The organism is Pantoea sp. Seng (assembly GCF_009829935.1).
Taxonomy (GTDB): domain Bacteria; phylum Pseudomonadota; class Gammaproteobacteria; order Enterobacterales; family Enterobacteriaceae; genus Pantoea; species Pantoea communis.
Window position 1 is genome coordinate 110126 of record NZ_SZZV01000011.1, and the last position, 24292, is coordinate 134417.

The window sequence follows — 24292 nt, forward strand, 5'->3', positions numbered from 1 at the left end:
ACGGACCATTACCTCGTTCAGATTTAGTCCGGAGGCGTATCATATTTTTCACATTGGGCCATAAACTAATCCTTCAGCTATATGCCCAATCCTTTTGATCACGGAACATAGCATTCAGAATCGTAATAAATTTTCTGATACAGGCTGTTATAGCCACTTTTTTGGGTTTTCCATGTGCAACAAGCGACGTGTAGAAACTTTTAATCTGGGGGTTATATCTTACCGCTGAAAGCATTGCCATATAGAGTGTTGCGCGTAGACCGGACCTGCAGCCCCAGATAGCCCTTTTACCGCGGAGCTGCCCGCTATCCCTGTCATAGGGGCATACGCCAACCAGGGCTGAAATCTGCCTGCGATTAAGATGTCCCAGCTCCGGAAGCTGACTCAGGATCGCAGCCTGAGTTACCGGCCCGATACCTTTAACTGTTTCAAGCATTTTTCGTTTTGGAGAGAATGCAGCATTCTGATTCAGCTGGTCTTTTATTTCCTTATCAAGGGCATCGATCTGCACATTCAGGCACGCAATATGCTCCGCGATGTCCTTCTCAATCCAGGCGCCGCTTTTTTCCTGCAGCCTGGTGATTTCCATGACACGATTCTGCACCAGCTGACGCCGCCGCGTCAGGAGCATTGCCATATCCTGAAGTACTTTATCCCTGACAGGTCTGAACTCCGGTTTCATACGACGACCATATTCGCAGATTATCCTGGCATCAATGGGGTCGCTTTTTGCCACCTTGCCCATCGCCCAGGCAAAATTCTTTATCTGTAGGGGATTAATGACGGCAACAGGCAGACCCGCTGAAATCAGCATTGATTCAGCCAGAGAGTGATACCGGCTTGTGGCCTCCATGATAACGCCAGATATGTGAAGTCCTTCGAATTCCTTCAGCAGTTGCACGATGCCTGAGGCGGAGTTCTCCAGATGTATCAGTCGCTCTCTGGTGTCGATCCAGACATCTAAAGCGACCTTTGAAACGTCAATACCAACGGTTGTTTTATCGCTCATTTCAGTTCTCCCTGCCTTGCAGATACGGGCTTTAAGTGCGCCAGGCAATTGTTCGGGCTAATGCTGAAAAAGATGCTGCGCGGGATGGCTCCCCCTCGGGCTTTCAGCCCATGGAGACGATCGTGCTGCAGCATCTTGGGAACCAGATGAGTATAAAATCATCTACACCCCTCTATAAACATACAAGGAGACGAGCCTGTGCATCTTGAACACGCAGCGGCCGGGCTAAAGTGAAGTCACGGCACCGGCCGCAGACCGCACGGATTTTTATTCTCCCACCGCAGGCGGCATCAATGAGGCGCGCAGCAACATCCATAATGTCTTGTCCACATCCCGGGTGCATATCCGCCCCGGAACCCTGTGGATAAAACTGGCCCTGCCGTGCGCCGGCAGGGATGCAGAGTGGCGCTCATTTTCTAATCAGTTACGCCCTCAGATGTTTCTTTATCACGGCCGCGCGCCGGTACAGTTCAACCAGGTCATTATCGATCCCCTCAATCAGCAGGCCGGCCATGCGCTGCTCGCGGCTGGCGCCCTGCCAGAGCTGGCGTGCAATCATGTCGCGCAGGCGCAGATGAAATTCGTACAGCGACTCTTCCAGGTCGGCCACGTCATCGGCCAGCGCGTCGTTATCAGGGTGCATAGTGTGATCGTTCATCGTGTTCTCTCCGTTCATCAGGCCGCACGGGCGTCGCGGTGGGCATACAGGCGGCGCAGGCCGGCGGCGTGGTACTGTTCCATCAGCTCGATACCAATCCAGCGGCGTCCGCAAGCCTGGGCGGCCACGCAGGTCGAACCGGAACCAGCAAACGGGTCCAGAACAATGGCGCCGGGCTGCGTGAAGGTCTCAATCAGCGGCCGGAGGGCGCTGACCGGCTTTTCGGTCGGGTGATGGCGGTTGCCGGTGTACTCCCACGGCATCACGTCCGGCAGCGGCTTTGCCGGCAGCGCCGGGCGCCCTTTGGCCAGCACGTAGGCGCTTTCATGCTGGTAGCCGACGAAGGCCGATTTTGAGGCGTAAGGCTTGGTGAAGACGATGTGGCCCACCACGCGGAACCCGGCCGCCTTCCATGCCTGCATAAAAATGTCTATCCGGTTCCAGCCGTAGAAGCTCACCGCCAGGCTGTTGTCTTTCAGCACCCGGAACATTTCGTTGCTTGCCGGCTGCACCCACTCGCTGTTCACGTCGTTGGCAATCGAGCGACCGGAACGGTCCTTAAAGCCGACGAGATATGGCGGGTCCGTCAGAATGAAATCAATGCTCTTATCCGGAAAGCCGCCCATAACCTGTACGCTGTCGCCGTGCATGAATCGAGACATAGTGATGCTCCTGTGTAAGAAGGGGGCACCGGTAGTGGTGCCGTGACCTCCACACAGACGGGCGAACAGCGGAGCAAACAGGGGCGGATGCGCAAGCCGCACGCGCCGCCGGAGCGGACTGAATGTCCCGCGCACGGCGGGGAACGGGTGAGCACTCCGGCGACAGCTTCCCTTATATGTCGGTAAATATCTAAACTGACTTTGCAGGTCTGGCGAGGTCCGTGCAGCAGGTGAAGCTTCCGGGGCGCAAGAGCCCGTAAACAAGCGAGTGCGCACGGACTGAGCCACTCATCATTAGCCCGGACAGTTGTCTGAACCTAAATTCGTATCGTAATGAGGGGCACCATGAGTCAGCCGGATTTGCAGTGCATTGGTATTGATGTGGCTAAGGCCACGCTGGACGTGGCCTCTACAGAGGAGATTATTCCTTTCACCGTCAGTAATCACACTGCAGGTTTTGAGGTAATTACTAACAAAATCAGCGGACTAAATATTTCTTTGATTCTGATGGAGGCCACCGGAGGCATGGAGGCGGAGCGCAGCGACAACCTTTTTCATTCCTGCAGTGATGCCGCCATGACCGGCGACATCAGAGGATCGGCAGCTGCATACCGGGCAGCGCTATGCCCCTTTCTTCTCGAGCAAGACAGCATCGATGGCATCTCGAGATGCCACCAGTTAAATCCCTCGTTTGCATCATGATGGTCTTCGGCATACTCCATGGCCGCCGCAATCTCATCCGGCGTCATATCCGGGTTAATGCCGAGAAAGTCCTCTGCCAGCCAGAAGGTGCCGCAGCACAGCTCGTCATCGCCGACTGCGGCCAGCCGCGCCCTGAATTCCCGTACGGTCATTGCTCTCATTACCTGCCCGGCGGGTTGTCCCGCCGCCTCCGGTTTTCTGATGATCAGGCAGGGTCTGTTTCAACACGTGCGGCAGGGATGGTGTCGGCACAGTGGCGCAGCAAATACCAGCTGAGACTCGTATCCGCATCGAGCGAGGCGTCGGCCAGCGCGATTGTGGCCAGCACCTCGTCGGGCGTCAGCTCTGGTGCCACGTCTTCGAAATCATCAGCTACCCACAGGTGCACCACGCAGGGTGTATCGGGTTCAAAGCGCAGCAGCTGTTGGGCCAGCTGGCCAGTGGTGAGAAGTTGATTCACGATTACTCCGGTCTACAGGTTGCACGGCATCAGCGCCGTGACGTCACGGCAGCCGGGCTATGGCGCAGGACGCAGGGTCGAAGGACGAAACCGCACGCGCCGCCTGAGCGGACTGAATGTCCCGCGAAGGGCGGGGAACGGGTGAGTCGTGAGGCAAAGCCTGCCTTGCGGACGAAGCGGCCCGGCTAAGGTGAAGTCACGGCGTAGCCCGACAGACGGAGGAAGATTGCATGCATTTTTTGTATGTTTTAATCCGAATATGACTGCGCTCATGAAAATCGGGCGGCAGCCGAAGATATGATGTACACAACAGACAACTGCGAGTCACTACTCATGGCCAGAGCCCTGCCCCCGACCTATCTTCCCGTTTCCCCTTCCTGCCTGACAGAAAAGCTCCGTGAAATTGCGGACATGCTGGAAGTCCGCAGCCCGTTTATCCGCGCGGCAGAACGGCACTGCGCCACGGGAAGCCGCGGCGAGCCTTTAACGATTATCCGCATCGAGATTCAGGAGCAACCTGAGTAAGTCAGATATTTACGGTTAAAGTAAGGCGGATGACTGGCTCTGGCAACTCCATGCGCAGGGCCATATCAGTGCGGCACCTTCCAGGGCTTAAATTATTTTATGCACCGGGCACTTAAATATAAACTCGTACGACTCGCCTCTACCGATTAACTGAATGTCAGGTGACATCGGATATACAGGACGCCAGGTCCGGGAAGCGCCGCTTCGAACAAAAAGATTTATATTTAAGCACAGCGCCAGTGTGAAAGTGGCAGCATATTTTCGCTTCGGCAATCAGTCAGTCATTGGAGACGGAAAAAATAAATGAGAGAGTTAATGAACATATTCTCTGCAGGAAGCTCGTTATTGAGAAAAACCATTGCGTAGATCCTCTGGCTTTACTGCACCTGAACAGGATTTAGCAGTCTGCCTACGGGTGCGCCCTTTCGGAATCGGATGCGCATTACATGCACCGTGCTTCTGACAGTACGAGTTACCTGCTCTGACCCGGGAGCAGGCCAGAGTGAGAGATATTTTCTCAGGATGGAATTTACAACATCAATATATCAGAAAAATATCAGCCACTTATAATAAAATGAAAAGATTCAATTTATTTATCCTTATTAATCGATAGCCGATAACTATGCACCTCATTTAAATCCTTCCCCGCCATTTGCTATAATAACAACATGGTTAAAATTATTCTCATTCATTTCTTAAGCGAGGTGTAAACGTGTTGTACAGCGAGGACATGACCGGTCACGCAATTATTGGTGAAGCAGCAGTCAATCTTGCCGTGCGTGAAGAGGAAATATCCGTTGATGCTCTCCTGACGGAGCTGAACATTATGCTCAAAGCAGAGAAAACCAGCAGCCGCAGCCGGCGCATCAGCGATGCCATCAGCTGGCTGCGCGACTTCCGGACCGTCGGTTCACGCGGGGGCGCCGGTAAGAAATGGATGCTGTCTGATGCAGACAGCCACAGTGCCGGCGGCGAGTCCACCATTCGCCTGCAGGCTGATGATGAAGATGAAATGAGATAACCACAACCTTCAGGAGCGGGCGCTCAGCGTCCGCCTTCACCTGACTTCGTAAGATGACTGCCTGCGCGCGCCATCATTAACGAAGCGCAACCCAGCGCCTTTTAACCTATAATTTCTCTGTTATCGGGTACGTTCCGCAGATGCAGAGCTCCCGGCCACACATTAACAATCCGCAACACCACTTTTACCGCCGTCATCCGCTCAGGATGCTCCGGCAGGGACCTTCACAGCATGAAAAATACCAACTCAGTGACCACAATCCGCACCCGCCTGCAGAGCAGCGGCGACGCGCTGGCGGCTGAAAGTCAGGAGCTTGAAGAGGCAATACAGGCGATCCTGGCCTCAGGCGGACAGCTGTCTAATAAAACGCTCATCATCCACGTCATTCGCGACCTTGAGCAGGAGCGTGACGCGCAGAGACAGGCGGTGCTGCGCAGCGTGCTGGAGCTTATCGTCAGTCACACGCCGGATGACGCCGGCGGGCAGGCCTTTTAACGCCTGCGCGACAGGGCTAATTCAGTTAAGTTTGGCGGCAAAAATCCGGATGGCCCGGCTGCAGGCCTCGCGCATGGCCATATCGGTACCGGACTCCTTCAGACGCCACAGCGTGCCGATAAGTTCGTGCGGGCTGACTGTCCCGCCCCTGTGCAGTACCTGCCTGATGGCCAGCCCGACGGCTTCGTGCATCAGTTCCTGTATTTCATTTTCGGTTTTCAGATGCGCTCCGCTTATTGGGGATATACACAGTGTATCGCGATAAGCGGCGCGCAGATATAAGCACCAAAAAAAACCGCCCGGAGGCGGTTAAATCAGCGGGGTGGCGCCCCGGTCGGGCGGAATGTCTCTGTCGCCGCCCGGCACCTCGTCTTCATGACCGGGCGCCGGCTCGTGGTCCGGCAGCGGGGTCGCATCGTCAGGCATCGGCTGGTCAGACATGCTATTTTCCGCCCTTCTGCTTCATGGTATCGCTGTCCCTGGTGTCTTTATTGTTGCCCGCAGGCAGCTTGCTGTGGTCGGCGTCTTTGCCATCCTTCACATTTTTATCGTTACGGTCAGCCATGGTTACCTCCGTCACCCGGTATCGGGTAACGTTAAGTTTAGCCGCGTGACGGTACCGGAAGGTGAACAAATAACCGGTCTGTGACTTAAGCGTAAAAACCGCTCATTGCGCGGGCGGTGAAAGCGAGGCGTCCCGCGCTTCAGTCATGCTGTCGTCCACGCACAGGCGGCAGATGCAGGCCCGCATCTTCAGCTGCTGTGACGCGATCTGATACGCGTGCCGGTAGTTCACGGCCGAGCCCAGGAACTGACGCTCCGGGTGGTCCTCAAGGCACACGCAGCCCTTCACGTGCAGCTGGTCCTGCTGCTCCATTCTGAGCAGATAATAAAACTGCCACATAAGCGGCCTCCTTCCATGATAAAAGGAGCAATGTATGCCTGAATATATAACGGTGGAATTAATTTCTGATGCGATTTAAGCACGGGATATGCGGAGAGTGTCGTCCCTGACAGGTTCTCCGGCCGGTACACGCCTGAGCGCGACCGCTGAGGTCATCTTCATCGTCGTCTTCCGGCCAGAGCCGGACTACGTCCTTTGGCGTCAGTTCTTCTCGTCGTTCAGGCCCGCAAGGGTCTGCAGGTACGGCACGTGCCGGACGGCCTGCTCCGGCTCGTGGAAGCTCTTCAGCCAGCTTCTGGCTTCGGATATTTCAGTGAGCCGGTTATCGCTGCCGCCGGCCTCCGCCATGTGTCCGAGCTCGGCAATAAGCGATTGCACGCTTATTTCCTTTTCGCCCAGCGCCAGGCTCAGTGCCGCCTCGCCAATAATGACGTGCCCTTTCCCGTCGTGTTGAATAGACAAATTTACTACCTCCGTTTCACGTTGATGACAGCCTCACGTCACACTGTAGTCGCGGATGGTGAAAGCGCCCGGAGTTTATTCTGAAATTAGCCGTATCCGTAATAATTTATATCAGGTAGTGTGGTAATGAGACTCTCCGCGCGACGAGTTCCTCTCAAGCCCGCGCAGTTAAACCTCCGGCCCTGCCAGACAGGCTTTCTCCCCTGACGGACGCAATTTATGCCGTTCCATACAACTGATACCGTCTGCGGTATCGTGGGCGTGCTGCCTGAAACCCTGCGACGCTGGCGGCGGGCAGGCCTTATATCCCCGCCCTCAAAAGAAGGGTACTCGGACGCCCAGCTGGCGTGTGCGCTGCGCGTGCTGGATCTGACCGCCGGAGGCAATACGCTGTTTGACATTCACGCGACGCTGCGCTGGCCGGGGCTGGCGCTCAGGGGCGGCTGGACATTCCGCGAGGAGGATATGCTGTAGCTGCTCCACCGCCACACCGATGACGATGTGCGCCGGGAAATGCGCATGATGGCCACGGACTACTGTACCGACGACTTCGTTAACCGCTGCCTGCGGCCGCTCAATCTGTGGCTGCGCAGCGATGCCAGTGAAGGCGCCACGGAACGACAGGGGCGCTTCCATGCGGCCGTACTGGCGCAGTGGAGCCTGATGGCTTCGGCGTCAGCGCGGCGTGCGGCCATCCCCCTGTTTCTGGAGGCGGTCAGCGTCACGGACAGCACTGAAATCTGAATGGAAGCCATCCGGCTGACGGGCCAGGGGTCCAGGGTGGGGGTTAATAATGCATGCAGCGGCATCCCTGCGAGCGCCCTGAGGCGCCACGACTATCACCTGATGTGGTGCGGTAACGGCATCAGTGCAGCGATGCGGGACCACTTCCGCCTGAGCCTGGAGCGCGGTGAGGCCATTATGCTGACCGGCGCCCACCGGCGGCTGGTCAGCAACGCTGATGCGCTGACAGCCGTCGCATAAGGTCGTCACCGTTCTTTCTGAGGTTTCACTGGTAGCATTCTGATACCTGCCCGCTGATACCTCTGCGCGGTGCAGCCTGCGCTGACCCGTAAAGCTCCGGTACGAGCCAGACCCGGCTACCGGTCCGGTTTGAGAAAGCGCGGCCGGCTGCTATGGTGCCCGTGACAATCTGCGGCAATACGGAGCCTGAAATGCTTACAACCATAATTTACCGGAGCCACCTGGCCGATGACGTGCCCGTCAGCATTCTGCCGGACATGGTGAAGAAGGCCAGCCTGCTCAACGCCCGCCATCAGGTGACGGGCATCCTACTGTTTAACGGCACGCACTTCTTCCAGATCCTGGAGGGCCCGGAACAGGGCGTGCTGGACATCTACGGCCGCATCTGCGCCGACCGGCGCCATCACAACGTGGTTGAGCTGATGCGCGACTACTCGCCGTCGCGGCGCTTCGGCAACCACGGCATGGAGCTGTTCGATCTGCGCCAACACCCCCGCGGCAGCGTGCTGCAGGCGGTGCTTGACCGCGGCACCTCTAAGTACCGCCTGACCTATGACGATCGCGGCCTGCAGTTTCTGCGAACTTTCGTGGAGGCCCGGGAGAAAGAAAACTACTTTGAGGTTCTGCCCGCCGACTACTGGGACTTTGTGCCGGATGAGAACGGGTCACCGGCCCCCGCCGCGGGCGTGACCTTCCGCCCGGTGGTCGACCCGCTCGGCCGTGAGGTCACGGCCCTTGAGGCCATACCCGATGATGCGCCGGAGGGGCTCTCCGGCGATGCGATGTACGTACATAATCTCGCTGCGGTCACCGGGGCGCTGCACAGAGCCGGCAGGTCATGCCCTGACGACATGATGCTCTACCTCAGCATTCTGCCCGGGACGCTGGTATCCGTTCCGGATGCCGTTGGTCGGATTGTCCGCGCCATCGACAGCGCTGAACTGGTGCCGCAGCAAATCATACTGGGCGTCAGCGAGACGGAGGTGATTTCTCAGCTGGAAGCATTTTCCGCAGCGGTGCGGCAGCTGAAGCAGGCCGGCATCAGCCTCTCTGTCGATAACTTCGGTGACGGCTCCGCCGGGCTGTCTCTGCTGGCGCACGTCCAGCCGGACCGCGTACGCATCGGGGCCGCGATCGTGCGCAATATTCACCGCAGCGGACCCCGCCAGGCGGTGGTGCACGCGGTGCTGCGCTGCTGTTCTGCGCTGGAGATTAACGTCATCGCGGCGGGCATCGAGCAGCCGGAAGAGTGGATGTGGCTGGAGGCGGCAGGGGTCACTGATTTCCAGGGCGCGCTGTTCACCGCAGAGGGGGCGGCCGTGGCCTGGCCGGAAACCCGCGAGGCCGTCTGAGGCGCAGGAACAGAACAGGGGCCCCCGGGCCCCGTATGATTAACAGGACGCGGCACGGTGAGGCGGAAGCTGCGTGGCCATAACGGCCGCGGGCACATCAGCCTTTTCCTGCCGCAGGGTTCTGCCGCGGTTGGCCTTTTCAAGCCAGGTGCGGAAATGCGTCATCATGGCCGCCGCATGCTGCGCGTCCGGCGTGCGGTAAATCAGCAGCCGGCTTTTGGTCTGGTTTGAGAAGTCGAGGGCATAAATCTCGATGACGGCCTCGCGCTGCTCGCTTTCAATTGCTGTGAAATGCATGTCAGGCCAGCGGTTCACCTTCAGCATAAACTCACTTAAAATCATTTTTTTTCCTCTTATTGTTTTAAAATCGGTACTCTTTTCACTGGTCCGCCCAGTGTAGAATGGGTTGCGGACTCTGCAAGCCGTCAGCGAGTTATTAAGCGTAAAGGTTTCGTAATCTCCCTGTTTTCAGCACCGGAGATAACTGCAGCATGCGCCAGCAGGAGATATCCGGCAATCTGCCGGTGGGCTATCAGTGCAACAGGCAATAACACACAGGAGAGGCAACCATGCTCAGCGAAAACAGGCTCCGTCACATCGCCGGCGATCCGGACAGCCATGACGCGGAGGCCGTCGCGATGGCGCAGGAGATCCTGCAGCTGCGCCGCACGCTGGGCGCGCCCTGGGCCGTGGTACAGCCGCTGGGCGAGCTGTATGTGGAGGACGGGAACGCGGCCATGATCTGGCCGGCGAGTCTGGCGGAGCGCGGCGACGTCTGCCTGTACCGCCTGGAGAAGCCTTCTCCGGTGGCGGAAACCGCCCCGCCCGCAGCAAAGCAGCGCGGCCGCAGAAAGAAATTACCGGCGCCGGAGTAAGGTATTTTCAGGACAGCATACCTCTGCCGGACAGCGCTGACGCTGCAGCGCAAAAGTTTTCTACAGGTTCTTCTCCCCCGTTAATGTCCGGACCCGCTGCGCTGTGGTAAGCTCTGCGCCCGAAACCTGCCGCCGGAAAACCCCATGAAAAATGACTTTGAAGAAAAAATGGCCGACATCATGATTGGCGAGGCCGTCACCGCGCTGCTGGAAGAGGACATCGCCATCAGCTGGGCCGTCCTGACGGACCGCCTGCGGGCGGCGATTGAGCATGAAACGGATGAAGACCGCGTTCGCGCAGGGCTGCGTGCCATTGAAGAGGTGCGGCGGGAAATGCAGATTCGCGCCGCTGAAAAGACCGGGGTGCACGGCACTGACGGTATGTCAGCGCAGAAGCTTCACTGAAGTCGCCCGGGGCGCTGCCGTATCCCCGGGGTCGCCTTTCTGATATACTGTATACTTATCCACCTTACGGACGGAGGTCATATGAACGATGACACCACCGCCGAAGATATCTACGCCGTTATCGGAACGGTCGTGGCGCGCCTTCTTAAGCCGGACCAGTACCTCACCCTTCACGAAATCACCAGCGCCCTGCACAGCATGGGCGAAGCGGCAGGCACTGCCGGGATGCGCGAAAGCTGCGAACGCGCCGTCAGGCTGCTGGCTCAGCAGATGCACTGACCTTCAGACTACTCCCGTTCTGACGATCACTCCTCGCGCAATGACGGTGAGGTGCCACACTGATAAATGTGAAATTGTTTAAACCGGGAGATGCCTGTGAAAGTCTGGATTGCCGTTACCCTCGCCGCCGCCGTGAGCTGCTCCGTATGGGCCTCAAAAGGGGGATTTGACTCTCCGGCTGCTGTGGCATCTGCGCATACTGCGCAGTAGAATTAATATCAGAAGCCTTCGTCGTCAGGCGTTTTGCCCACCACGATTTCCAGGGCGCTGCGCAGCACGTCAAGCTCGACCACGTCTGAAGTGCTCTCCAGCTCGGCGATAAGATAAAGAATGATCGCTTTGCTGGTGACCTTTTTGCCGTGAATAACGATGTCGCGGATGACGGCGTCCAGCACGGCGGTCTCGGCGGCCAGCGCGTCGCCGCCGCTGCGGAAGTGCTGGATGATATCGGCTTCGGTGGTGGTGTGATGTTCGTTAAGCTGCATAGTGTTATCCGTCAGGCCCTGCGGGCAAAAGTGGCCAGGCTCAGTGCCTGAAATAAAAACGGCCACCCTCCGGTAGCCGCATCCTGCGGGCGTCCTGCCACTTTCCGTCTGAAACGGAAATCTCTGCTGAGGTTCAGTGCTTGCGACCATTGTCAGGTGCGGGCTCAGCATTAAAAGCCAGAATTGCTGCATCACGGCTGCTGCTTACTTGAGGAAGAGTAGCTTCAACTTCATGAATAGCCATCATAATTGCTTCCAGTCGTTCGGCGTTCTGCTCGATCTTTGTCATGGACTTAAGCACGCCAATCAGCCTGACGGCGCCAATGTCATCGCCGCTGTCAAGCATAGTTATGACAGCATCACCCAAAACTATATCGACCAGTCTTTCTGATTTACTTCTTTGCATACCCGCGCCTTATGGTGCCTGTCATCCGGACAAAGTGCCGGTCGCCCAGTCCGGACGGCCCTTGTATGCATGCTGCGGGGCGTTTTTACATGGAAACTGAAACTTAACGCTCGAACAACATACCGATAAGCGTCTGGTAATGACGCTCTTCTTCCAGGCTGGATGCCACTTCAAGGCGACATAACAGCTTGGTGCAGATGGCCTTACGGTTAAGGTTCTTGCCTGCGCGCAGGATTTCAACGACAATCTGCCCCAGCGTTTCCTGCTGGGTCGGCGCCGATGCCTTGCTAAAGTAATGCGCAATGTCGCTGGCGGAATCCGGGAATCTCGTATTGCTCTGACGCATGGTGAACCTCTCAGTGGTTAAAATGTAGTCGGCTCTGTCTGACCGTAAAGTTATACAACTAAATCAAACTTGTACAGCAATTGTGTTGTTGTACAGCTTATATTTTTGTGCAAAAAGTGCTAGATGTTACTAAACAGTAACTTAGGTGAGTATCAGCGCGCGAATGATGAGCGGGTTAACGAAGGGGTTGTACAACAGTCAGAACAGCATGCTCAGCTCAGGGGCCGGGGTACAGGGAAGAAGCCTGCCCGGTATCATCCGAACAGGCGGGGGATGCCTTCAGTGCGCTGAGCCGCGGCCTGATGCGGTAATCCATCTCAGCTCGTCCCGGTTGCCCGGTAATGACTCAAACCTGCGGAGCCAGCGTTTCGCCCCTCTTATCTGCACGCAGCGCGCAGGATTTTCCTCTGCAGCGGCCATCTCAGCCAGCTCGCGGATAAGCGAGCCAACGGTAATGTCCGCATTATTCATCGCCAGATGAACTGCCGCTTCGCCAATAATCATTTGGTTCTGGTCATGGTCATTATCAGGCATGCTTTGCTCTCCCTCCGCTTTATTACGGTATTTCAGTGTAGTCACTTAACGGACTGAAAACCGGTTCCGTTTAAATACTTTCCGCGCATTATCCCGTCAGTCAGAATTACGCTCAGCCGCACAGCAATAAAAAACACCCTGAATTCAGATGCATGACAGATTATCAGAGGTAAATATCGGAAAATACTGAATAAAACTTATGTGTAGTCTGAAATCGTTTTCATCCTGAGATGCAGCCTGAGCATGTGAATGTTTCGGGATTTAATCTCAGAAGAGGACTTAACACGGCCTGATAAATATGGATGATAAGCCAGCAGGTTACTGGCTATTAATATGCGCCATATATCAGAAAAATCAGGGGGGTAAGCTCGGTTGATTATTCTACTTCAACCTCAGATATAATTTGGAAATGCATATTTCCTAATTAAGCGCGCCGGGATTAAATTTACTTCCGGCGCGCGTCCGTGTGGTTTTATTTAAACTTCAGGTTTTGGGCTCCGCCGGCTGATAAGTCCGCCTTTACGACCGGCCTCGCGCGCGCGATCGGGACAGTTTTTGAAGTTACCGCCGCTGACGGCGCCGCCTTTGCTGCCCGCTTCAGAGGCGCGTGCCGGGTCGGCCGCGAAGTTTCCGGCTCCCCCGCGTCTTGCTGTTGTCATGATGTCTTCCTCAGTTAAAAGATGTCCTGTATTTCATGAAGTTATATTGTGGCACGTCTGTACAGGGCTGCCCGCCTTCAGGAAACTTTTTTTCAGGACCATGATGGCGGACACGCAATACTGGGTGGCTGAACCTGAAATGCGGGCCCGCTGGACCCTCACGCTTGCGACTTCAGCGATATGCGCCAGGCTGTGTGTGCGGAACGGCGCGTGACATCCCTCCGGTGGAGAGTTGTTCTGCAGGCGTGCCGTGCCGCATTCATATTACTTCTGCGCAGCGTTCAGGGGGTGCGTGCTGATGACAACCCGTCGCCGCAGATGGCTTTCAGGCTCCGCGCCCCAGCAGAAGGCGGCCCAGTGACCGCAGAACGCCAGCCAGCTGCGCACCGGGTGCAGACAGCCCGATTCACCTGTGCCGTCCCACACGTATACGTAGTGCTCCGGGTCGCGCAGCGCCCAGGCCACCATCCCCTCCCACATCACTTTTGCCGCGTTGGTCTGCGCACTGTCGGTAATGATGATCGACCAGCGATGCAGAAAATGGCAGAAAAAACGCCGCGCCAGGCCGTGCACCGCCCCCTCATGCTGAGGCTGGCGGGTGCGCCATACCATAACCTGTATGCAGGCGCGCTCCGGCGAGGTGAAGTCTTCGGTTTCCTCCAGCCGCACCGCATAAACGGTCTCCGGATCACGCTCCTGCGTGACCAGCCTGAACTGTCGCTCTGCTCTGTTCTGCCAGAGGGTGTAGCCAAACGGCGTCACAAACCCGGGCAGCGTAAAAGGCTCTGCGTCGCGGGCAAGAAAGGCGCGGGTATCGGCCCGGTTGGTGTCTTCCGGATTCAGCACCTGGCTGAAGCTGGTGTCGGGCAGGGTAATGGGCATGCTGTCGTCCGCCGTTACTTTTCTATTCACTTAGCCTCCCTGATAACCGGAGCGTTAATTTATACCGCTGAATTGTCTGCAATAATGGGTGGTGCTGTTTAAAAGATAGAGCACCGCAGGATTACTGCTGTACACGCGCCTGTGCATCGGTTACTTTGCGCCCGACCTCATTCACTACGCACGGGTATTTGATGCGACAGTACGGACTACCACCGGAAAAAGAAGCCGGATTGACCGGCTATTTCAGCCAGGTCACTCACCCCTGCCAGATTGAGCTGCTGGGCCGCATCACCGTTGAAATCCTGCGTCAGGAGCGGCGGCTGACGCGCACCGCCTTGTGCCTGAAACTAATAGGGTGCCTCGACGGTGCCGACGATGAGGCCGAGAGAGAACACCTGAAGGTTCTTCTCAGAATGCTGTTTAATCGCTGAGCCTGAGGGGTAACACCGGGAGTTCACCGGTCACGAAACGTTCGTCCAGGGAAGAGAGCGGCAAACGGAATGCCGTGCAGTCATGGCGCATAACAACGGTTCGCAGATGCCGGTTACAGATAAACCAGACCTCGTCGCGGTCGTTGGAAAGAATGAAATACGCGTCAGACGTTTCCGAAGGATTAAAGCATCCCAGCGCCCTGTAGGCCGTCGTGAGGCTGAACCCGCTCAGCAGCGGCAGCGGCCGCGGCCCGCCGGGCAGTTCTTCCACCCTGAGATACAGCCCCTGTTCCATCCAGAGCATGGCCACCTCCGTAGCGCCTCTTCATTCTTCAGTAAAAGTTACGGTGCCGGGTGCCTCCCGGTGATTCAGAAAGGCTACCACCTGAATCGCGCTTTTGTTCCTGCTGTACCTGTGTAGCCTGGCCCCGTCGCATAGAGGGATTCACCGTGTTCAGAGCATATCAGCCAGTCGGCTTTGTTTTCTGACATCACAAAAAATAGTGAAGCAGGACGTTATCTACTGCTGCACCCATTGAATCAAAAAACATGAATTTATTTTTCATAAAACTACCGGATACATTTGGGAGAATGTGATTCTGGTTAACAATGCTCGCCAATTGACTGACAAAGAGAAGGAATTAACTGAAATGATTATGCTGAGAAAAAGCCCGATGGCGGCCAGGTTGTTCTGATTAGTCAGGTCAATAGGGGGGAAGCGGAAAAACCAGCCCATTTCGGACCAGTAAGCACTTGTTCTGAAGCCAGATAATATCACCTCGGCACTACCAGTGTTCCGCACTGGCCCCTGCTTCCGGACAGCTGCGAAGCGAAAAATCTGGACAAATCGCCAGGTCTGGAAAAAAATCCCGGGACGGTACTCGGGAAAAAGATTCAGTTTCCATTAAACCCAAATCCGGAGGAGTTCCGGACCGGGAATAACTATAGACAGAATAGAAGGCGTGTCAAAATTTTTCGATAAATCATGTTCTTGGCAAATGCGCATGGAATATTTTCTTTCAACATGCAGCAGGCTTACCCGGCCTTATGAATGTATGCAATACATTCTTTTTTAAAACTTCGAACCCTGTACGCAATATCCTGAACGAATAGCACCGAGAGCCAACCACAATAAGTAGCCCCGCCCGGCAGACTTTGTGCGCAGATTTCATGACTCACCGTCACAAGGAGCTGTTTTATTCACACCCGTACAATCAGGCAGTACGTTACTCGTGGTCGGACCTTAGCTGTGAATACCTGACCCCGGCAGATTTTTTTTCACCGGGCTGTCGAGATCCCCTCAGGCGACTACACTCTGATGCGCCTCAACGCCCTAACTCACCTGCAGGCACTTACCGGAGGCATCACCCTTCCCCGCCGCCGGTATGGAAGGTATATCCGGTGCATTGCATTAAGGTGTGAATGTGAATTCTCAGCCTGTAACCCTTCTGCCGCAGAAAAGACTGGCAGCGATAAGCTCCGGATTGTCAGTCTCAGTCCACACCGGATTAATTAAATGCGTACTTAACGATACCGCTATGCCGGACGTGCTGACGCTCTGGAAAAATTATGCAAAGAGTTACCGCCCTGACGTTACTGAGATATAAGCACTGGATGGATGCCGGGATGCTCAGCGCCATTGCCGAAACGGACGCGCGCCGTTTCCGCGCTGAACACCGGGAAATGCTCAGGCTCATGTACCACATGCACGCCACTGGCATGCTCATTCGTGCCAACCTGAAGGGGGAAGCGCCATCCCGGCCGAATATCAGACCGCGCAGGCCGCCTGAGCAGGCAGTCCTGGTGCCGTGCATGCTGGCCTGCTCCGGCTGGTTCATTGAATATGCGGCCGGCATGACGGCGGAAGCCTGGGATCGCCCCATCATTTATCAGCGCAGAGACGAAAAGATGGCGCAGACAAGCCCCCTCAGCCTTATCGAGCAGGTGATACTGCATGGTACGCGACACCGCGGCGCGGTGAGCTGGCTTATCAAAGCGTGTGGCATTCAGCCCCCTCAGGACGTGGTGTCACATTTTCTGCGTAAACAGCTGACGTCTTTCGACACAAGGGGCTGAAGGAATGGCGATAATCCCAAAGTTTTGCCGCAAATCCGGCCGTATCGACAAAATCGGGCGAAATAAGGCATGAGGCCTGCTAATCAATTGCTGATGAAATTTCAGCAGAAAAGTTATCGGACTTACATCTGGGGGTTTCCGGATGAGAACATTCCGAAGGAAAGCGGCCTAATCTTAAATAACAATCTTTGTAAATTATAGGGTTACGGATTAGGCAATGCGATGTTAGATTGGTGTGCGACATTAGCAGTGCTTAACCCCACCTCTGCGAGAGAGCGTTGTTCCGCGGTGAACAAAACAGGCCCACTGATACTCATTAAGTGGGCTTTTTTTTGATAAAAATTTTTGCTCATTACGGTCAGTCATTTCAATTTTAATCCCCTCAGTTTCAGTGCCATTCTTCGTCTGCGTCACACAGCAAATAAACCGTTTTGTCCTTAATCCGGGGTTTTGATGAGTTATATTTTTCACCGCCGCGAGCCGGAAGATAAAAAGATCATTGTGGTAAATGAACAATGGCAGATTACATACTGGATGCTCACTTTACAGACTACGCAGGATAAGCTGGTGAAAGCACTTAAAACGGTGGGCACAGACCCGGAAACCGTTAAGCGCTATCTCCTACACTGAGCTTTCTGACTTACCCACCTCCCGGTGGGTTTTTTATTTATATCGGGCTGCCTGTGAGTGCAGCGTGACTGTACCCGGACAGTTCCGGTGACACGCTCTTCGTATTAAGTCAGGCTGGCTGTAAGGGCATTAGTCGGAAGTTGGATCAGAAACAGAGAACTCTGAAATAACAGTTTAACCACAACGCTACTTCCTCTTTGTGCTCAACCCTGCAGGCCAGAATGGTGGGCACCCTCAACTCAGGTTTCAGTCGACTCTGTAATTTCTTACGGCCATCCTGCATCTATGGTTCAATGGGGGCCATTATATTCACAATGGACGTCTTTAAATTCCCCCCTCGACATATCATACGTCGAAATCAGCATTCTTCCGGAAGCAAATGCATTTCTAAGGATTCAAAGTGCACCGCCAGGACAACCATACCTGCAGACATGGCAGCTAACTGAAATTGATTACGTTTCGATAAAAGCAATCTCAATCGTCAGCCTGATTCAGGTCTTTTCGGGCAGGCTGACAGCCGTCGTATCAATGGCTGGAACCGGGACACAATATCAGCTGTTTTTTGCGGAAAAAATAACCCTACCGACTATGTTGATGAGAGAAGCCACAGGTGCAGCGCTGAGGGGATACGACCGCGTCGCATATCATGCGTGAACATACCCCCTGTCTCTGAGTTCGGGTAACGCGGTTATTTTATTCGGGCTAAGAAGAATCCCCCCTGCTGCTGAAAGCGCTCTGCCTGAGTGCCGTCATAGCGGGAATTTCCGGCACGCTGCTCCCACGCATACTTCGCACATGACAGTTCATACAGGGTTTTCCGGACGGTCATCGGGACAGTGAAACACCATAGTTGGGGCACAATAGAAAGTGCAGTAATTGCACTTTTTCAGGTTCTTTCAAAAGGAGAGCACATGACAGGATGGCATCTTAGGCTGTGGCGCAGGAGTATGCTCTGGAGCCGGGAGCGCGCGGCGGCAGAGCTAGGCGTGAGCCTGCGTACGTATAAAAGCTATGAAAATGCAGAAGTGATTAAACGCGCGGTGGCCCTGGCAACGGTGACGCTTTCGCTTACCGGTATGATGCCCGCACTCAGAACTCAGCAGCTGAGCGCAGAACGTCTGCTACAGCTCCTTGGCGAGATGACGGAAAGCGTCAGTACGGAAATCTGACCGGGCCAGCGTGAACTGACCGTGAACGAAGAACAGGAAACAGCGAATAAAAAAATCCCGGGCGGCTGGCCCGGGAGCAACAGGAGTGAGCACTTCCGGTCTGAGGCCGGTGATGTTGGATCCTGAGAGTATGTCAGCTATTGCAATACGTCACACTGGTGTTGGCACGAGGAATAACACACGCGATAAGAATAGCGCCCGACGCGTTTTTATTTGCCAGGAAGCGTCTGATTTAACAGGGCGAGGTGCCGGTACGGTTACAGTTTATTAATCGCCCTGGTGAAATCGGGGTGAGAAATTCCGTACCGGCACTGGAAAATTTAGCATACTCACCGCGTTCAGGTATCGCGGTCTACGGGTAGCGAAACGCCTTCCCGCCACAGCTGCCACATGGCCTGCCTGATGCTCCAGAATCCGGGCGAGTAAAACACGCGCCCAAGTTTCTCTGCGATGGCCGGCGTCCCGGCTTACTATCGCACAGCAGTGACCAGACATCCCGCTGTGCCAGACCGGATTTCAGACAAAGTGATTTTATCGTCATGTCATGTTCAGCGAGCAGGTAGGCCAGAAAGCGGCCGGGCGAGGTGCGGCCATCCATAGAGCCCAGGGGTCCGTGAGGGTGATAGCCCGAGCATAAGAGGACATCGGCAGCTGCACAAGATCTGTACCACAGATTGTGAGAAATCCGCTGCAAAACTCACACTGGGGGACAGAGGTGAGATTAAGGTGTGGCGAAAGTGGGATAGCAGGCTGCAGAAACAGAAAGGCCCGGAATAAATCCGGGCCATCTGGAACCAGTGTGGCGTCATCCTGACACCGAGCTTGCCGTGTCATTATAGCGGGCTTTAACAGAGTAATATGTCAGGACATAGAAAAGTTTGTCTTCCGGTAAGATTTTAGAATGTCTTATACGCTTACCCGGGCAGATTTGTACCGCTTTATTCAGGCAAGGCCTGCCGTCTCAATGGTTCTTCCTGACCGGGAAGATGCCGGTTGAAACTCTGTTACTGGCATGGAGGTAAAGGGGATGAGTACGGGATATGTTTTTGAAAAAGCCCGGGGCGGACCCGGGAATAATTCAACGATTCACCTAACCATTACTGGATCTAAAGACACAGTGCAATAATCATGGTCTGTACGTACCGGCTGTCAAATAAATCCGCAAAATAAATCCGACATTTCATCCCTTAATGACCGTTACTCTGCGCTTTTACACCCCGCGTTTTCCATGCAAAAAAGTCCCTTCAGATGCCCGGCCGGATGTTTCAATTTGTTAGTTTTAAAAATAATGCAGATAAATAACCTACAGTTTGTAGTGTGTATCCGTCAGGTTGGCGGGTAAAACTCACTAAGAGCAGACCAAACTAAGGATTAACTATGGTTGATAAATCAGAAGTTCTGGACCATGCCCAGGTAGTGGACGTTAACGGTGAGCATGTGGGTATCGTTGACCATTTTGAAGGCGATGACAAAATCAAACTGGCAAAAAGTGACCCGGAAGCCGGTGGCCAGCACCACATCATTCCTTTCAGCTGGGTGAAGGAAGTGGATGACAATAAAGTGATTCTTTCCAAATCCAAGGATGAAGTCGAGAGCGAGTGGCAGGCCTTCTAAGCAAACCGCCGCGGCAGAACGCCGCGGCAAACTTTTAACGCTTTATAGTTATTACTGCAAAATCCCCTGGTACTGAACACATCATTTTTTCTCACGCATTTATATTCTGATGTACTCCCGTAAAATCCGCCATCTGAAACCAATATTTTATTTTTTGTCCATATGACAGATTTTTCTTCTGGTGAATGCAGCAGTTGCGTCTACAGTGAATCCTGAGGTTGTTATTTTCCCGAAAAGGAGGATTTGCTGTGTTTTATCACGACGATGAGAAAGGCCATATCATTATCGGAGAGGCAGCGGTCAGCCTGGCGGTCGCCGGCCAGGACATTTCGGTGGAGTCCCTTATAAAGGAGCTCTCCGTAATGGCTGAAGGTGACGTCAGCGACGCGAAGCTTGCGGAAATCTTTGACGCCAGACGCTGGCTCCAGGGTTTTCGAAAGTACAGCAGTCGTGAGCAGGCCGAGCTGCACTGGATGACGATGACGGGCCAGGAAAACGACGGATAACACAACCAGGAACGTAGACCGGCTCCGGCCGTGACACGACGATGAAAGACCAGCCTCGTATCGGGCGCGCTCTGCGCGTGCCGGCCGGAGAAACTGTCAGGGACGACACCTCCGCACCACTTCAGCTACGCATCCCGTCCTATACCCTTCTGTATTATAAGCATAAGCATTTTTTGCAAAAAAAAAGCATCACATCCTGCAACATATATCTGTACAGCTTTTATTTTTTTGTATAACTTTCCGCGCATCAGCACCCGAACACATTTTAACCGTCCCTTTTACGAGAGAATAATCATGCGCCAGAACAGCCTTAAACCTGAAACTGCGGGAGACATTGCCCGTTACTTTACCGAAGCAAAGCTTCCCTCGCAGCAGGAAACGCTGGGGCAGATTGTGGTTGAAATTCTTCGCAGCGGCGCCGCCCTGAACCGGCCGGCCATCTGCGCGAAACTGGTTCGCCGGCTGGAGCTGGCGGGCGGAGCGGAAGAAGAGCAGCACTACCGTACGCTAATCGGCCTGCTTTTTGGCCGCGAGCAGGCGGTCTGAAGCCCATCTGCTGCAGTGACCGCAGGTTTCATTTCATTGTGGATATCAAATCCGGTGCGGCCTGACCGGATTGAACATCAGCCAGCCGCGTAAGCGGCGGCCGGTACAGGAAGGTGCCCCTCTACTGACACCCGGAAAGCGGTATGTACAGAAATAAAAGCGAAAAAATAATGGATATTGCTATTGGTGAGGCTGTGGCCGGATTGCTCAGCGAGAACGCGCCGGTGTCCGGTACAACGCTGGCGGTCAGGCTGATGGAGATGGCGGCCGGCGAGACCCGCCCGGAAAGGGCTGAAGCACTCCGGATGGCGCTGGATGAAGTTATTGCCGCATTGCCGGCGACGCGCCTGCTGCTGAATCCCGAACTGCTGTTCCTGACCGAAGACAGGCCGCCTCCGGGCACCCGTCAGCACTGAATACCAGCATTCTCCGTCAGGCCGCGGAGGCAGGATGGAGCCTGCAGAAACGGGTCGTCACTGGCGACCTCAACCTTGTTTATCCCGGACGATGGGTTATGCAACAGAACACAACAGAACAAGACATCCTGCGGGCGCTCAGTGAACGTGGCGACCAGCTGGCCCCTGAAACAGAAGTTATCTGCGCCGTACTCGAAGGCCTCAGAGCCCGGGGTGGACGCGTGCTGCGAAAAGACATCATCCTAGCCCTTATAGCGGAGCTGGAGATTACTTCAGACGTAGTCAGGCTTGACGTCCTGCGCGGTGCGCTTGAGATCGTGGTGGGCTATCCGCACGACATTGATGATGAATAGTTAACCCTGCCGCATTTAACGCCCGAAACGCTTCAACCGTCTGACAACAGCCTGCTCTGCAGGCTTTTTTTCGTCTGGTGCCAGAGTGCTCAGGCGAACGTGAGCAGAATGAACGGGGTGAATGCGAAGCGCACTGCTTCGTACCAGGCCGGGCCCGAACGATCCCCCTTCAACACCGAGGCTTCAATCAGTGGATTCAGCCGCTGTGGGAGGCTGGCGATGAACTTAAACCGGCAGTGCGGCAGAATGAAGCCCGGCGGCGGAACGCCGGGCTGTCTGTGTACAGTCAGGAGGCGCCTCCCCGCGGCACCTGACCCGATATCATCATAAGCCCTGTGAAGGGATCCTGCCTGAAATAATATTTTTGCTGCCGCCTCAGCCAGATAAACGCTATTCCCTGACAGCGCGTCAGGCTTTCTCTTGCCAGAAAAATGCCGCTCAATAATATTGTACATAAACACAGTATTATTAAGAGGAGGATTTATGCGTTATTTACGTACAGCACACACCCTTAACCCCGCAAAGTCTGCTAGGAGTTTCCAGTAAAACCGGCAGTGTACAGCTCTGGCCTGACGCTGCTCTGGCTCCCCGTTTTCACACCGCGCGTGCGCGTGCCACTCTATGCCGAGCCGTGTGCGGCAGGGTTCCCCTCCCCCGCCGCCAGATTATGTCGAAAAAGAGCTGGACCTGAACGAGCTCTGCATCCGCCGGCGCGCCTCCACGTTCTTCGTGCGCGCCAGCGGCAGCAGCATGGAGGGCCCTGGGCTTTATGACGGCGACGTCATGGTGGTTGACCGGGCCGAGGAGGCGTCGCACCGTGACATTGTTATCGCTGAGGTGGAAGGTGAATTTACGGTTAAACGCCTGCAGCTGCAGCCCCGGCTCGCGCTGCTACCGATGAATCCGGCCTACCAGGTGATTTATCCGGAAGAGTTGCAGCTGCTCGGCGTGGTCACCTGGTGGTTCAACAGCACGCGTGCGCGTCGGAGGTAACGATGCCAATGTTTGGCCTGGCAGACGTGAACTCGTTTTACGCCAGCTGTGAGGTGAATCGCCACGGATTTAACAGACACCTCAGAGTCATTTAAGATGACTTAAAGAGAGGTGCCCATGAGCGGTAAGCGTTATCCTGAAGAGTTTAAAATTGAAGCAGTCAAACAGGTTGTTGATCGTGGTCATTCTGTTTCCAGTGTTGCAACACGTCTCGATATCACCACCCACAGCCTTTACGCCTGGATAAAGAAGTATGCTCCTGATTCTTCCACTCATAATGCACAGTCAGATGCTCAGGACGAGATCCGCCGTCTTCAGAAAGAGCTGAAGCGGGTGACCGACGAACGGGATATATTAAAAAAAGCCGCGGCGTACTTCGCAAAGCTGTCCGACTGAGGTACGCCTTTATCCGCGACAACAGCCGTTGCTGGCCTGTTCGTTTGCTGTGTCGGGTTCTGGATGTCCATCCAAGTGGATTTTATTTCTGGCTTCAGCAGCCACATTCACAACGTTACCAGGCAGACCAGATGCTGGCCGGGCAGATCAAACAGTTCTGGCTTGAATCTGGCTGCGTCTATGGTTATCGCAAGATCCATCTCGATCTGCGTGATAACGGGCAGCAGTGCGGAGTGAACCGAGTCTGGCGGCTGATGAAGCGTGCCGGAATAAAAGCTCAGGTTGGGTACCGTAGCCCACGGGCACGTAAAGGCGAAGCCAGCATCGTGGTACCCAACAGGCTTCAGCGACAGTTCAATCCGGACTCACCGGATGAGCGTTGGGTGACGGACATAACCTACATCCGAACCCACGAAGGCTGGCTGTATCTGGCCGTGGTGGTTGACCTGTTTTCCCGAAAAGTTATCGGCTGGTCAATGCAACCCCGCATGACAAGAGATTGTCCTGAACGCGTTACTTATGGCGGTGTGGAGGCGTAATCCTCAAAAACAGGTATTGGTTCATTCTGATCAGGGCAGTCAGTACACGAGCCATGAGTGGCAGTCGTTCCTGAAATCACACGGTCTGGAAGGCAGCATGAGTCGTCGCGGTAACTGCCACGACAACGCGGTTGCGGAAAGCTTTTTCCAGCTACTGAAACGCGAACGGATTAAGAAAAAGATCTACGGAACGAGAGACGAAGCCAGAAGCGATATTTTTGATTACATCGAAATGTTTTATAACAGTAAACGTCGGCATGGTTCGAGCGAGCAGATGCCACCGGCTGAATATGAAAACCTATATTATCAACGGCTCAGAAGTGTCTAGATTATCTGTGGCGATTCAGAGAGCACTTCTATGGTTACTTCAGTCACTTATCTACCTCATTCCCCTCGCAGCTGTTGTAGCAGGGATCTACATTTTTGTCCGCTTTATGCCAAATTACGCAGCCTTCCTTAGCATATCCTTGGTGATCGTTGTTTCCTTCATCTACATCAAATACAACAGATGGTATTGA

General features: G+C 54.8%; 37 protein-coding genes and 3 pseudogenes. 22 read left to right on the forward strand and 18 right to left on the reverse strand.

Features of this window, described 5'->3' with window-relative positions; translation table 11 throughout:
- Positions 1–73: 73 nt before the first annotated feature.
- The 3 genes from FD737_RS13315 to FD737_RS13325 form a co-directional block, all read right to left on the reverse strand.
- On the reverse strand, positions 74–1009 hold the full coding sequence (locus tag FD737_RS13315; RefSeq protein ID WP_160833698.1) for a transposase: 936 nt from the start codon (positions 1007–1009) through the stop codon (positions 74–76).
- Positions 1010–1433: 424 nt separating this feature from the next.
- Positions 1434–1667 (reverse strand): hypothetical protein, encoded by a 234-nt coding sequence (locus tag FD737_RS13320; protein ID WP_160833699.1) that lies wholly within the window; start codon positions 1665–1667, stop codon positions 1434–1436.
- Positions 1668–1684: 17 nt separating this feature from the next.
- Entirely contained in the window at positions 1685–2329 is a 645-nt protein-coding gene (locus tag FD737_RS13325; protein ID WP_097098556.1) for a DNA methyltransferase, read from the reverse strand.
- 345 nt (positions 2330–2674) lie between these two features.
- On the opposite strand from FD737_RS13325, the pseudogene FD737_RS23915 reads away from it, so the two are divergent.
- Positions 2675–2863 (forward strand): annotated as a pseudogene (locus tag FD737_RS23915) (IS110 family transposase); the annotation flags it as partial.
- A 373-nt stretch (positions 2864–3236) separates the two neighbouring features.
- Here FD737_RS23915 and FD737_RS13335 read toward each other — a convergent pair.
- The gene (locus FD737_RS13335; protein WP_283216522.1) at positions 3237–3491 is read right to left on the reverse strand and encodes a hypothetical protein; all 255 of its coding nucleotides are present in this window, start codon (positions 3489–3491) and stop codon (positions 3237–3239) included.
- 300 nt (positions 3492–3791) lie between these two features.
- On the opposite strand from FD737_RS13335, the gene FD737_RS13340 reads away from it, so the two are divergent.
- The 3 genes from FD737_RS13340 to FD737_RS13350 all read left to right on the forward strand — a co-directional run bounded on the left by FD737_RS13340 (position 3792) and on the right by FD737_RS13350 (position 5532).
- Positions 3792–4016: a hypothetical protein gene (locus tag FD737_RS13340; RefSeq protein ID WP_237448795.1), complete on the forward strand. Its 225-nt coding sequence runs from the start codon at positions 3792–3794 to the stop codon at positions 4014–4016.
- Between the two features lie 712 nt (positions 4017–4728).
- Complete coding sequence (locus FD737_RS13345) at positions 4729–5037, forward strand: hypothetical protein (protein WP_097118161.1); 309 nt, start codon at positions 4729–4731, stop codon at positions 5035–5037.
- A 231-nt stretch (positions 5038–5268) separates the two neighbouring features.
- On the forward strand, positions 5269–5532 hold the full coding sequence (locus FD737_RS13350; protein ID WP_097118162.1) for a biofilm development regulator YmgB/AriR family protein: 264 nt from the start codon (positions 5269–5271) through the stop codon (positions 5530–5532).
- A gap of 21 nt (positions 5533–5553) precedes the next feature.
- Here FD737_RS13350 and FD737_RS13355 read toward each other — a convergent pair whose 3' ends face one another.
- The 5 genes from FD737_RS13355 to FD737_RS13365 form a co-directional block, all read right to left on the reverse strand.
- On the reverse strand, positions 5554–5724 hold the full coding sequence (locus FD737_RS13355; protein WP_237448796.1) for a hypothetical protein: 171 nt from the start codon (positions 5722–5724) through the stop codon (positions 5554–5556).
- A 117-nt stretch (positions 5725–5841) separates the two neighbouring features.
- Positions 5842–5973 (reverse strand): hypothetical protein, encoded by a 132-nt coding sequence (locus FD737_RS24040; protein ID WP_255253270.1) that lies wholly within the window; start codon positions 5971–5973, stop codon positions 5842–5844.
- 1 nt (position 5974) lies between these two features.
- A complete protein-coding gene (locus tag FD737_RS24045) occupies positions 5975–6097 on the reverse strand; it encodes a hypothetical protein (protein ID WP_255492021.1) in 123 nt (40 codons plus the stop codon).
- A gap of 102 nt (positions 6098–6199) precedes the next feature.
- On the reverse strand, positions 6200–6436 hold the full coding sequence (locus FD737_RS13360; RefSeq protein WP_097118163.1) for a hypothetical protein: 237 nt from the start codon (positions 6434–6436) through the stop codon (positions 6200–6202).
- A gap of 201 nt (positions 6437–6637) precedes the next feature.
- Entirely contained in the window at positions 6638–6898 is a 261-nt protein-coding gene (locus FD737_RS13365) for a hypothetical protein (protein ID WP_045816976.1), read from the reverse strand.
- 219 nt (positions 6899–7117) lie between these two features.
- On the opposite strand from FD737_RS13365, the gene FD737_RS23920 reads away from it, so the two are divergent.
- The 4 genes from FD737_RS23920 (at position 7118) to FD737_RS13375 (ending at position 9234) form a co-directional block, all read left to right on the forward strand.
- Positions 7118–7372 (forward strand): MerR family transcriptional regulator, encoded by a 255-nt coding sequence (locus FD737_RS23920; protein ID WP_237448797.1) that lies wholly within the window; start codon positions 7118–7120, stop codon positions 7370–7372.
- A gap of 48 nt (positions 7373–7420) precedes the next feature.
- Entirely contained in the window at positions 7421–7642 is a 222-nt protein-coding gene (locus FD737_RS23925) for a hypothetical protein (protein WP_237448798.1), read from the forward strand.
- Complete coding sequence (locus FD737_RS23930) at positions 7643–7882, forward strand: hypothetical protein (protein ID WP_237448799.1); 240 nt, start codon at positions 7643–7645, stop codon at positions 7880–7882.
- Positions 7883–8073: 191 nt separating this feature from the next.
- Positions 8074–9234, forward strand: a complete 1161-nt coding sequence (locus FD737_RS13375) for a diguanylate phosphodiesterase (protein WP_160833701.1) — start codon at positions 8074–8076, stop codon at positions 9232–9234.
- A 39-nt stretch (positions 9235–9273) separates the two neighbouring features.
- Here the strand turns inward: FD737_RS13375 and FD737_RS13380 are convergent, their stop codons facing one another.
- Positions 9274–9576, reverse strand: coding sequence for a hypothetical protein (locus FD737_RS13380; RefSeq protein WP_052127596.1), 303 nt, complete (start codon positions 9574–9576; stop codon positions 9274–9276).
- Between the two features lie 227 nt (positions 9577–9803).
- Between FD737_RS13380 and FD737_RS13385 the strand changes: the two genes are divergently transcribed.
- The 3 genes from FD737_RS13385 to FD737_RS13395 all read left to right on the forward strand — a co-directional run bounded on the left by FD737_RS13385 (position 9804) and on the right by FD737_RS13395 (position 10793).
- Entirely contained in the window at positions 9804–10109 is a 306-nt protein-coding gene (locus FD737_RS13385; protein ID WP_176505757.1) for a hypothetical protein, read from the forward strand.
- A 144-nt stretch (positions 10110–10253) separates the two neighbouring features.
- Entirely contained in the window at positions 10254–10514 is a 261-nt protein-coding gene (locus tag FD737_RS13390) for a hypothetical protein (protein ID WP_160833702.1), read from the forward strand.
- Between the two features lie 81 nt (positions 10515–10595).
- The gene (locus FD737_RS13395; protein ID WP_097118166.1) at positions 10596–10793 is read left to right on the forward strand and encodes a hypothetical protein; all 198 of its coding nucleotides are present in this window, start codon (positions 10596–10598) and stop codon (positions 10791–10793) included.
- A gap of 218 nt (positions 10794–11011) precedes the next feature.
- On the opposite strand, the gene FD737_RS13400 is transcribed toward FD737_RS13395, so the two are convergent.
- The 6 genes from FD737_RS13400 to FD737_RS13420 form a co-directional block, all read right to left on the reverse strand.
- The gene (locus FD737_RS13400; protein WP_097118167.1) at positions 11012–11278 is read right to left on the reverse strand and encodes a biofilm/acid-resistance regulator YmgB/AriR; all 267 of its coding nucleotides are present in this window, start codon (positions 11276–11278) and stop codon (positions 11012–11014) included.
- Between the two features lie 133 nt (positions 11279–11411).
- Entirely contained in the window at positions 11412–11684 is a 273-nt protein-coding gene (locus FD737_RS13405) for a hypothetical protein (RefSeq protein ID WP_097118168.1), read from the reverse strand.
- A gap of 103 nt (positions 11685–11787) precedes the next feature.
- A complete protein-coding gene (gene ycgZ / locus FD737_RS13410) occupies positions 11788–12030 on the reverse strand; it encodes a regulatory protein YcgZ (RefSeq protein WP_160833703.1) in 243 nt (80 codons plus the stop codon).
- A gap of 279 nt (positions 12031–12309) precedes the next feature.
- A complete protein-coding gene (locus FD737_RS23740) occupies positions 12310–12564 on the reverse strand; it encodes a hypothetical protein (RefSeq protein WP_202403685.1) in 255 nt (84 codons plus the stop codon).
- Between the two features lie 476 nt (positions 12565–13040).
- Complete coding sequence (locus FD737_RS13415) at positions 13041–13223, reverse strand: general stress protein (RefSeq protein WP_097118170.1); 183 nt, start codon at positions 13221–13223, stop codon at positions 13041–13043.
- 264 nt (positions 13224–13487) lie between these two features.
- Entirely contained in the window at positions 13488–14135 is a 648-nt protein-coding gene (locus tag FD737_RS13420) for a hypothetical protein (RefSeq protein ID WP_141399013.1), read from the reverse strand.
- A gap of 161 nt (positions 14136–14296) precedes the next feature.
- On the opposite strand from FD737_RS13420, the gene FD737_RS13425 reads away from it, so the two are divergent.
- Positions 14297–14536 (forward strand): hypothetical protein, encoded by a 240-nt coding sequence (locus FD737_RS13425; RefSeq protein WP_160833704.1) that lies wholly within the window; start codon positions 14297–14299, stop codon positions 14534–14536.
- On the opposite strand, the gene FD737_RS13430 is transcribed toward FD737_RS13425, so the two are convergent.
- Positions 14526–14840: a hypothetical protein gene (locus tag FD737_RS13430; RefSeq protein WP_160833705.1), complete on the reverse strand. Its 315-nt coding sequence runs from the start codon at positions 14838–14840 to the stop codon at positions 14526–14528. The genes FD737_RS13425 and FD737_RS13430 overlap by 11 nt on opposite strands.
- Positions 14841–16105: 1265 nt before the next feature.
- Here FD737_RS13430 and FD737_RS13435 point away from each other — a divergent pair.
- The 8 genes from FD737_RS13435 to FD737_RS13465 all read left to right on the forward strand — a co-directional run bounded on the left by FD737_RS13435 (position 16106) and on the right by FD737_RS13465 (position 21846).
- On the forward strand, positions 16106–16612 hold the full coding sequence (locus FD737_RS13435) for a DinB family protein (RefSeq protein ID WP_160833706.1): 507 nt from the start codon (positions 16106–16108) through the stop codon (positions 16610–16612).
- A 453-nt stretch (positions 16613–17065) separates the two neighbouring features.
- Positions 17066–17242 carry a DUF3606 domain-containing protein gene (locus tag FD737_RS13440; RefSeq protein ID WP_160833707.1) on the forward strand — a complete coding sequence of 59 codons (177 nt, stop codon included), beginning with the start codon at positions 17066–17068 and terminating at the stop codon, positions 17240–17242.
- A gap of 911 nt (positions 17243–18153) precedes the next feature.
- Positions 18154–18411, forward strand: a complete 258-nt coding sequence (locus tag FD737_RS13445) for a hypothetical protein (RefSeq protein ID WP_097118175.1) — start codon at positions 18154–18156, stop codon at positions 18409–18411.
- Positions 18412–19788: 1377 nt separating this feature from the next.
- Complete coding sequence (locus FD737_RS13450; protein ID WP_160833708.1) at positions 19789–20025, forward strand: DUF2171 domain-containing protein; 237 nt, start codon at positions 19789–19791, stop codon at positions 20023–20025.
- A 248-nt stretch (positions 20026–20273) separates the two neighbouring features.
- Positions 20274–20531, forward strand: a complete 258-nt coding sequence (locus FD737_RS13455) for a hypothetical protein (protein ID WP_160833709.1) — start codon at positions 20274–20276, stop codon at positions 20529–20531.
- A 294-nt stretch (positions 20532–20825) separates the two neighbouring features.
- Positions 20826–21077, forward strand: coding sequence for a regulatory protein YcgZ (ycgZ, locus tag FD737_RS13460; RefSeq protein WP_160833710.1), 252 nt, complete (start codon positions 20826–20828; stop codon positions 21075–21077).
- A gap of 143 nt (positions 21078–21220) precedes the next feature.
- Complete coding sequence (locus tag FD737_RS23745; protein ID WP_097118180.1) at positions 21221–21493, forward strand: hypothetical protein; 273 nt, start codon at positions 21221–21223, stop codon at positions 21491–21493.
- A gap of 98 nt (positions 21494–21591) precedes the next feature.
- Positions 21592–21846: a biofilm development regulator YmgB/AriR family protein gene (locus tag FD737_RS13465; protein ID WP_160833711.1), complete on the forward strand. Its 255-nt coding sequence runs from the start codon at positions 21592–21594 to the stop codon at positions 21844–21846.
- Positions 21847–21935: 89 nt separating this feature from the next.
- On the opposite strand, the gene FD737_RS13470 is transcribed toward FD737_RS13465, so the two are convergent.
- Positions 21936–22301, reverse strand: a complete 366-nt coding sequence (locus FD737_RS13470) for a hypothetical protein (RefSeq protein WP_160833712.1) — start codon at positions 22299–22301, stop codon at positions 21936–21938.
- A gap of 99 nt (positions 22302–22400) precedes the next feature.
- On the opposite strand from FD737_RS13470, the pseudogene umuD reads away from it, so the two are divergent.
- Both umuD and FD737_RS13480 read left to right on the forward strand, forming a co-directional pair.
- Positions 22401–22839: pseudogene (umuD, locus tag FD737_RS13475) on the forward strand (translesion error-prone DNA polymerase V autoproteolytic subunit).
- Between the two features lie 117 nt (positions 22840–22956).
- Positions 22957–24102: pseudogene (locus FD737_RS13480) on the forward strand (IS3 family transposase).
- Positions 24103–24292: the final 190 nt, after the last annotated feature.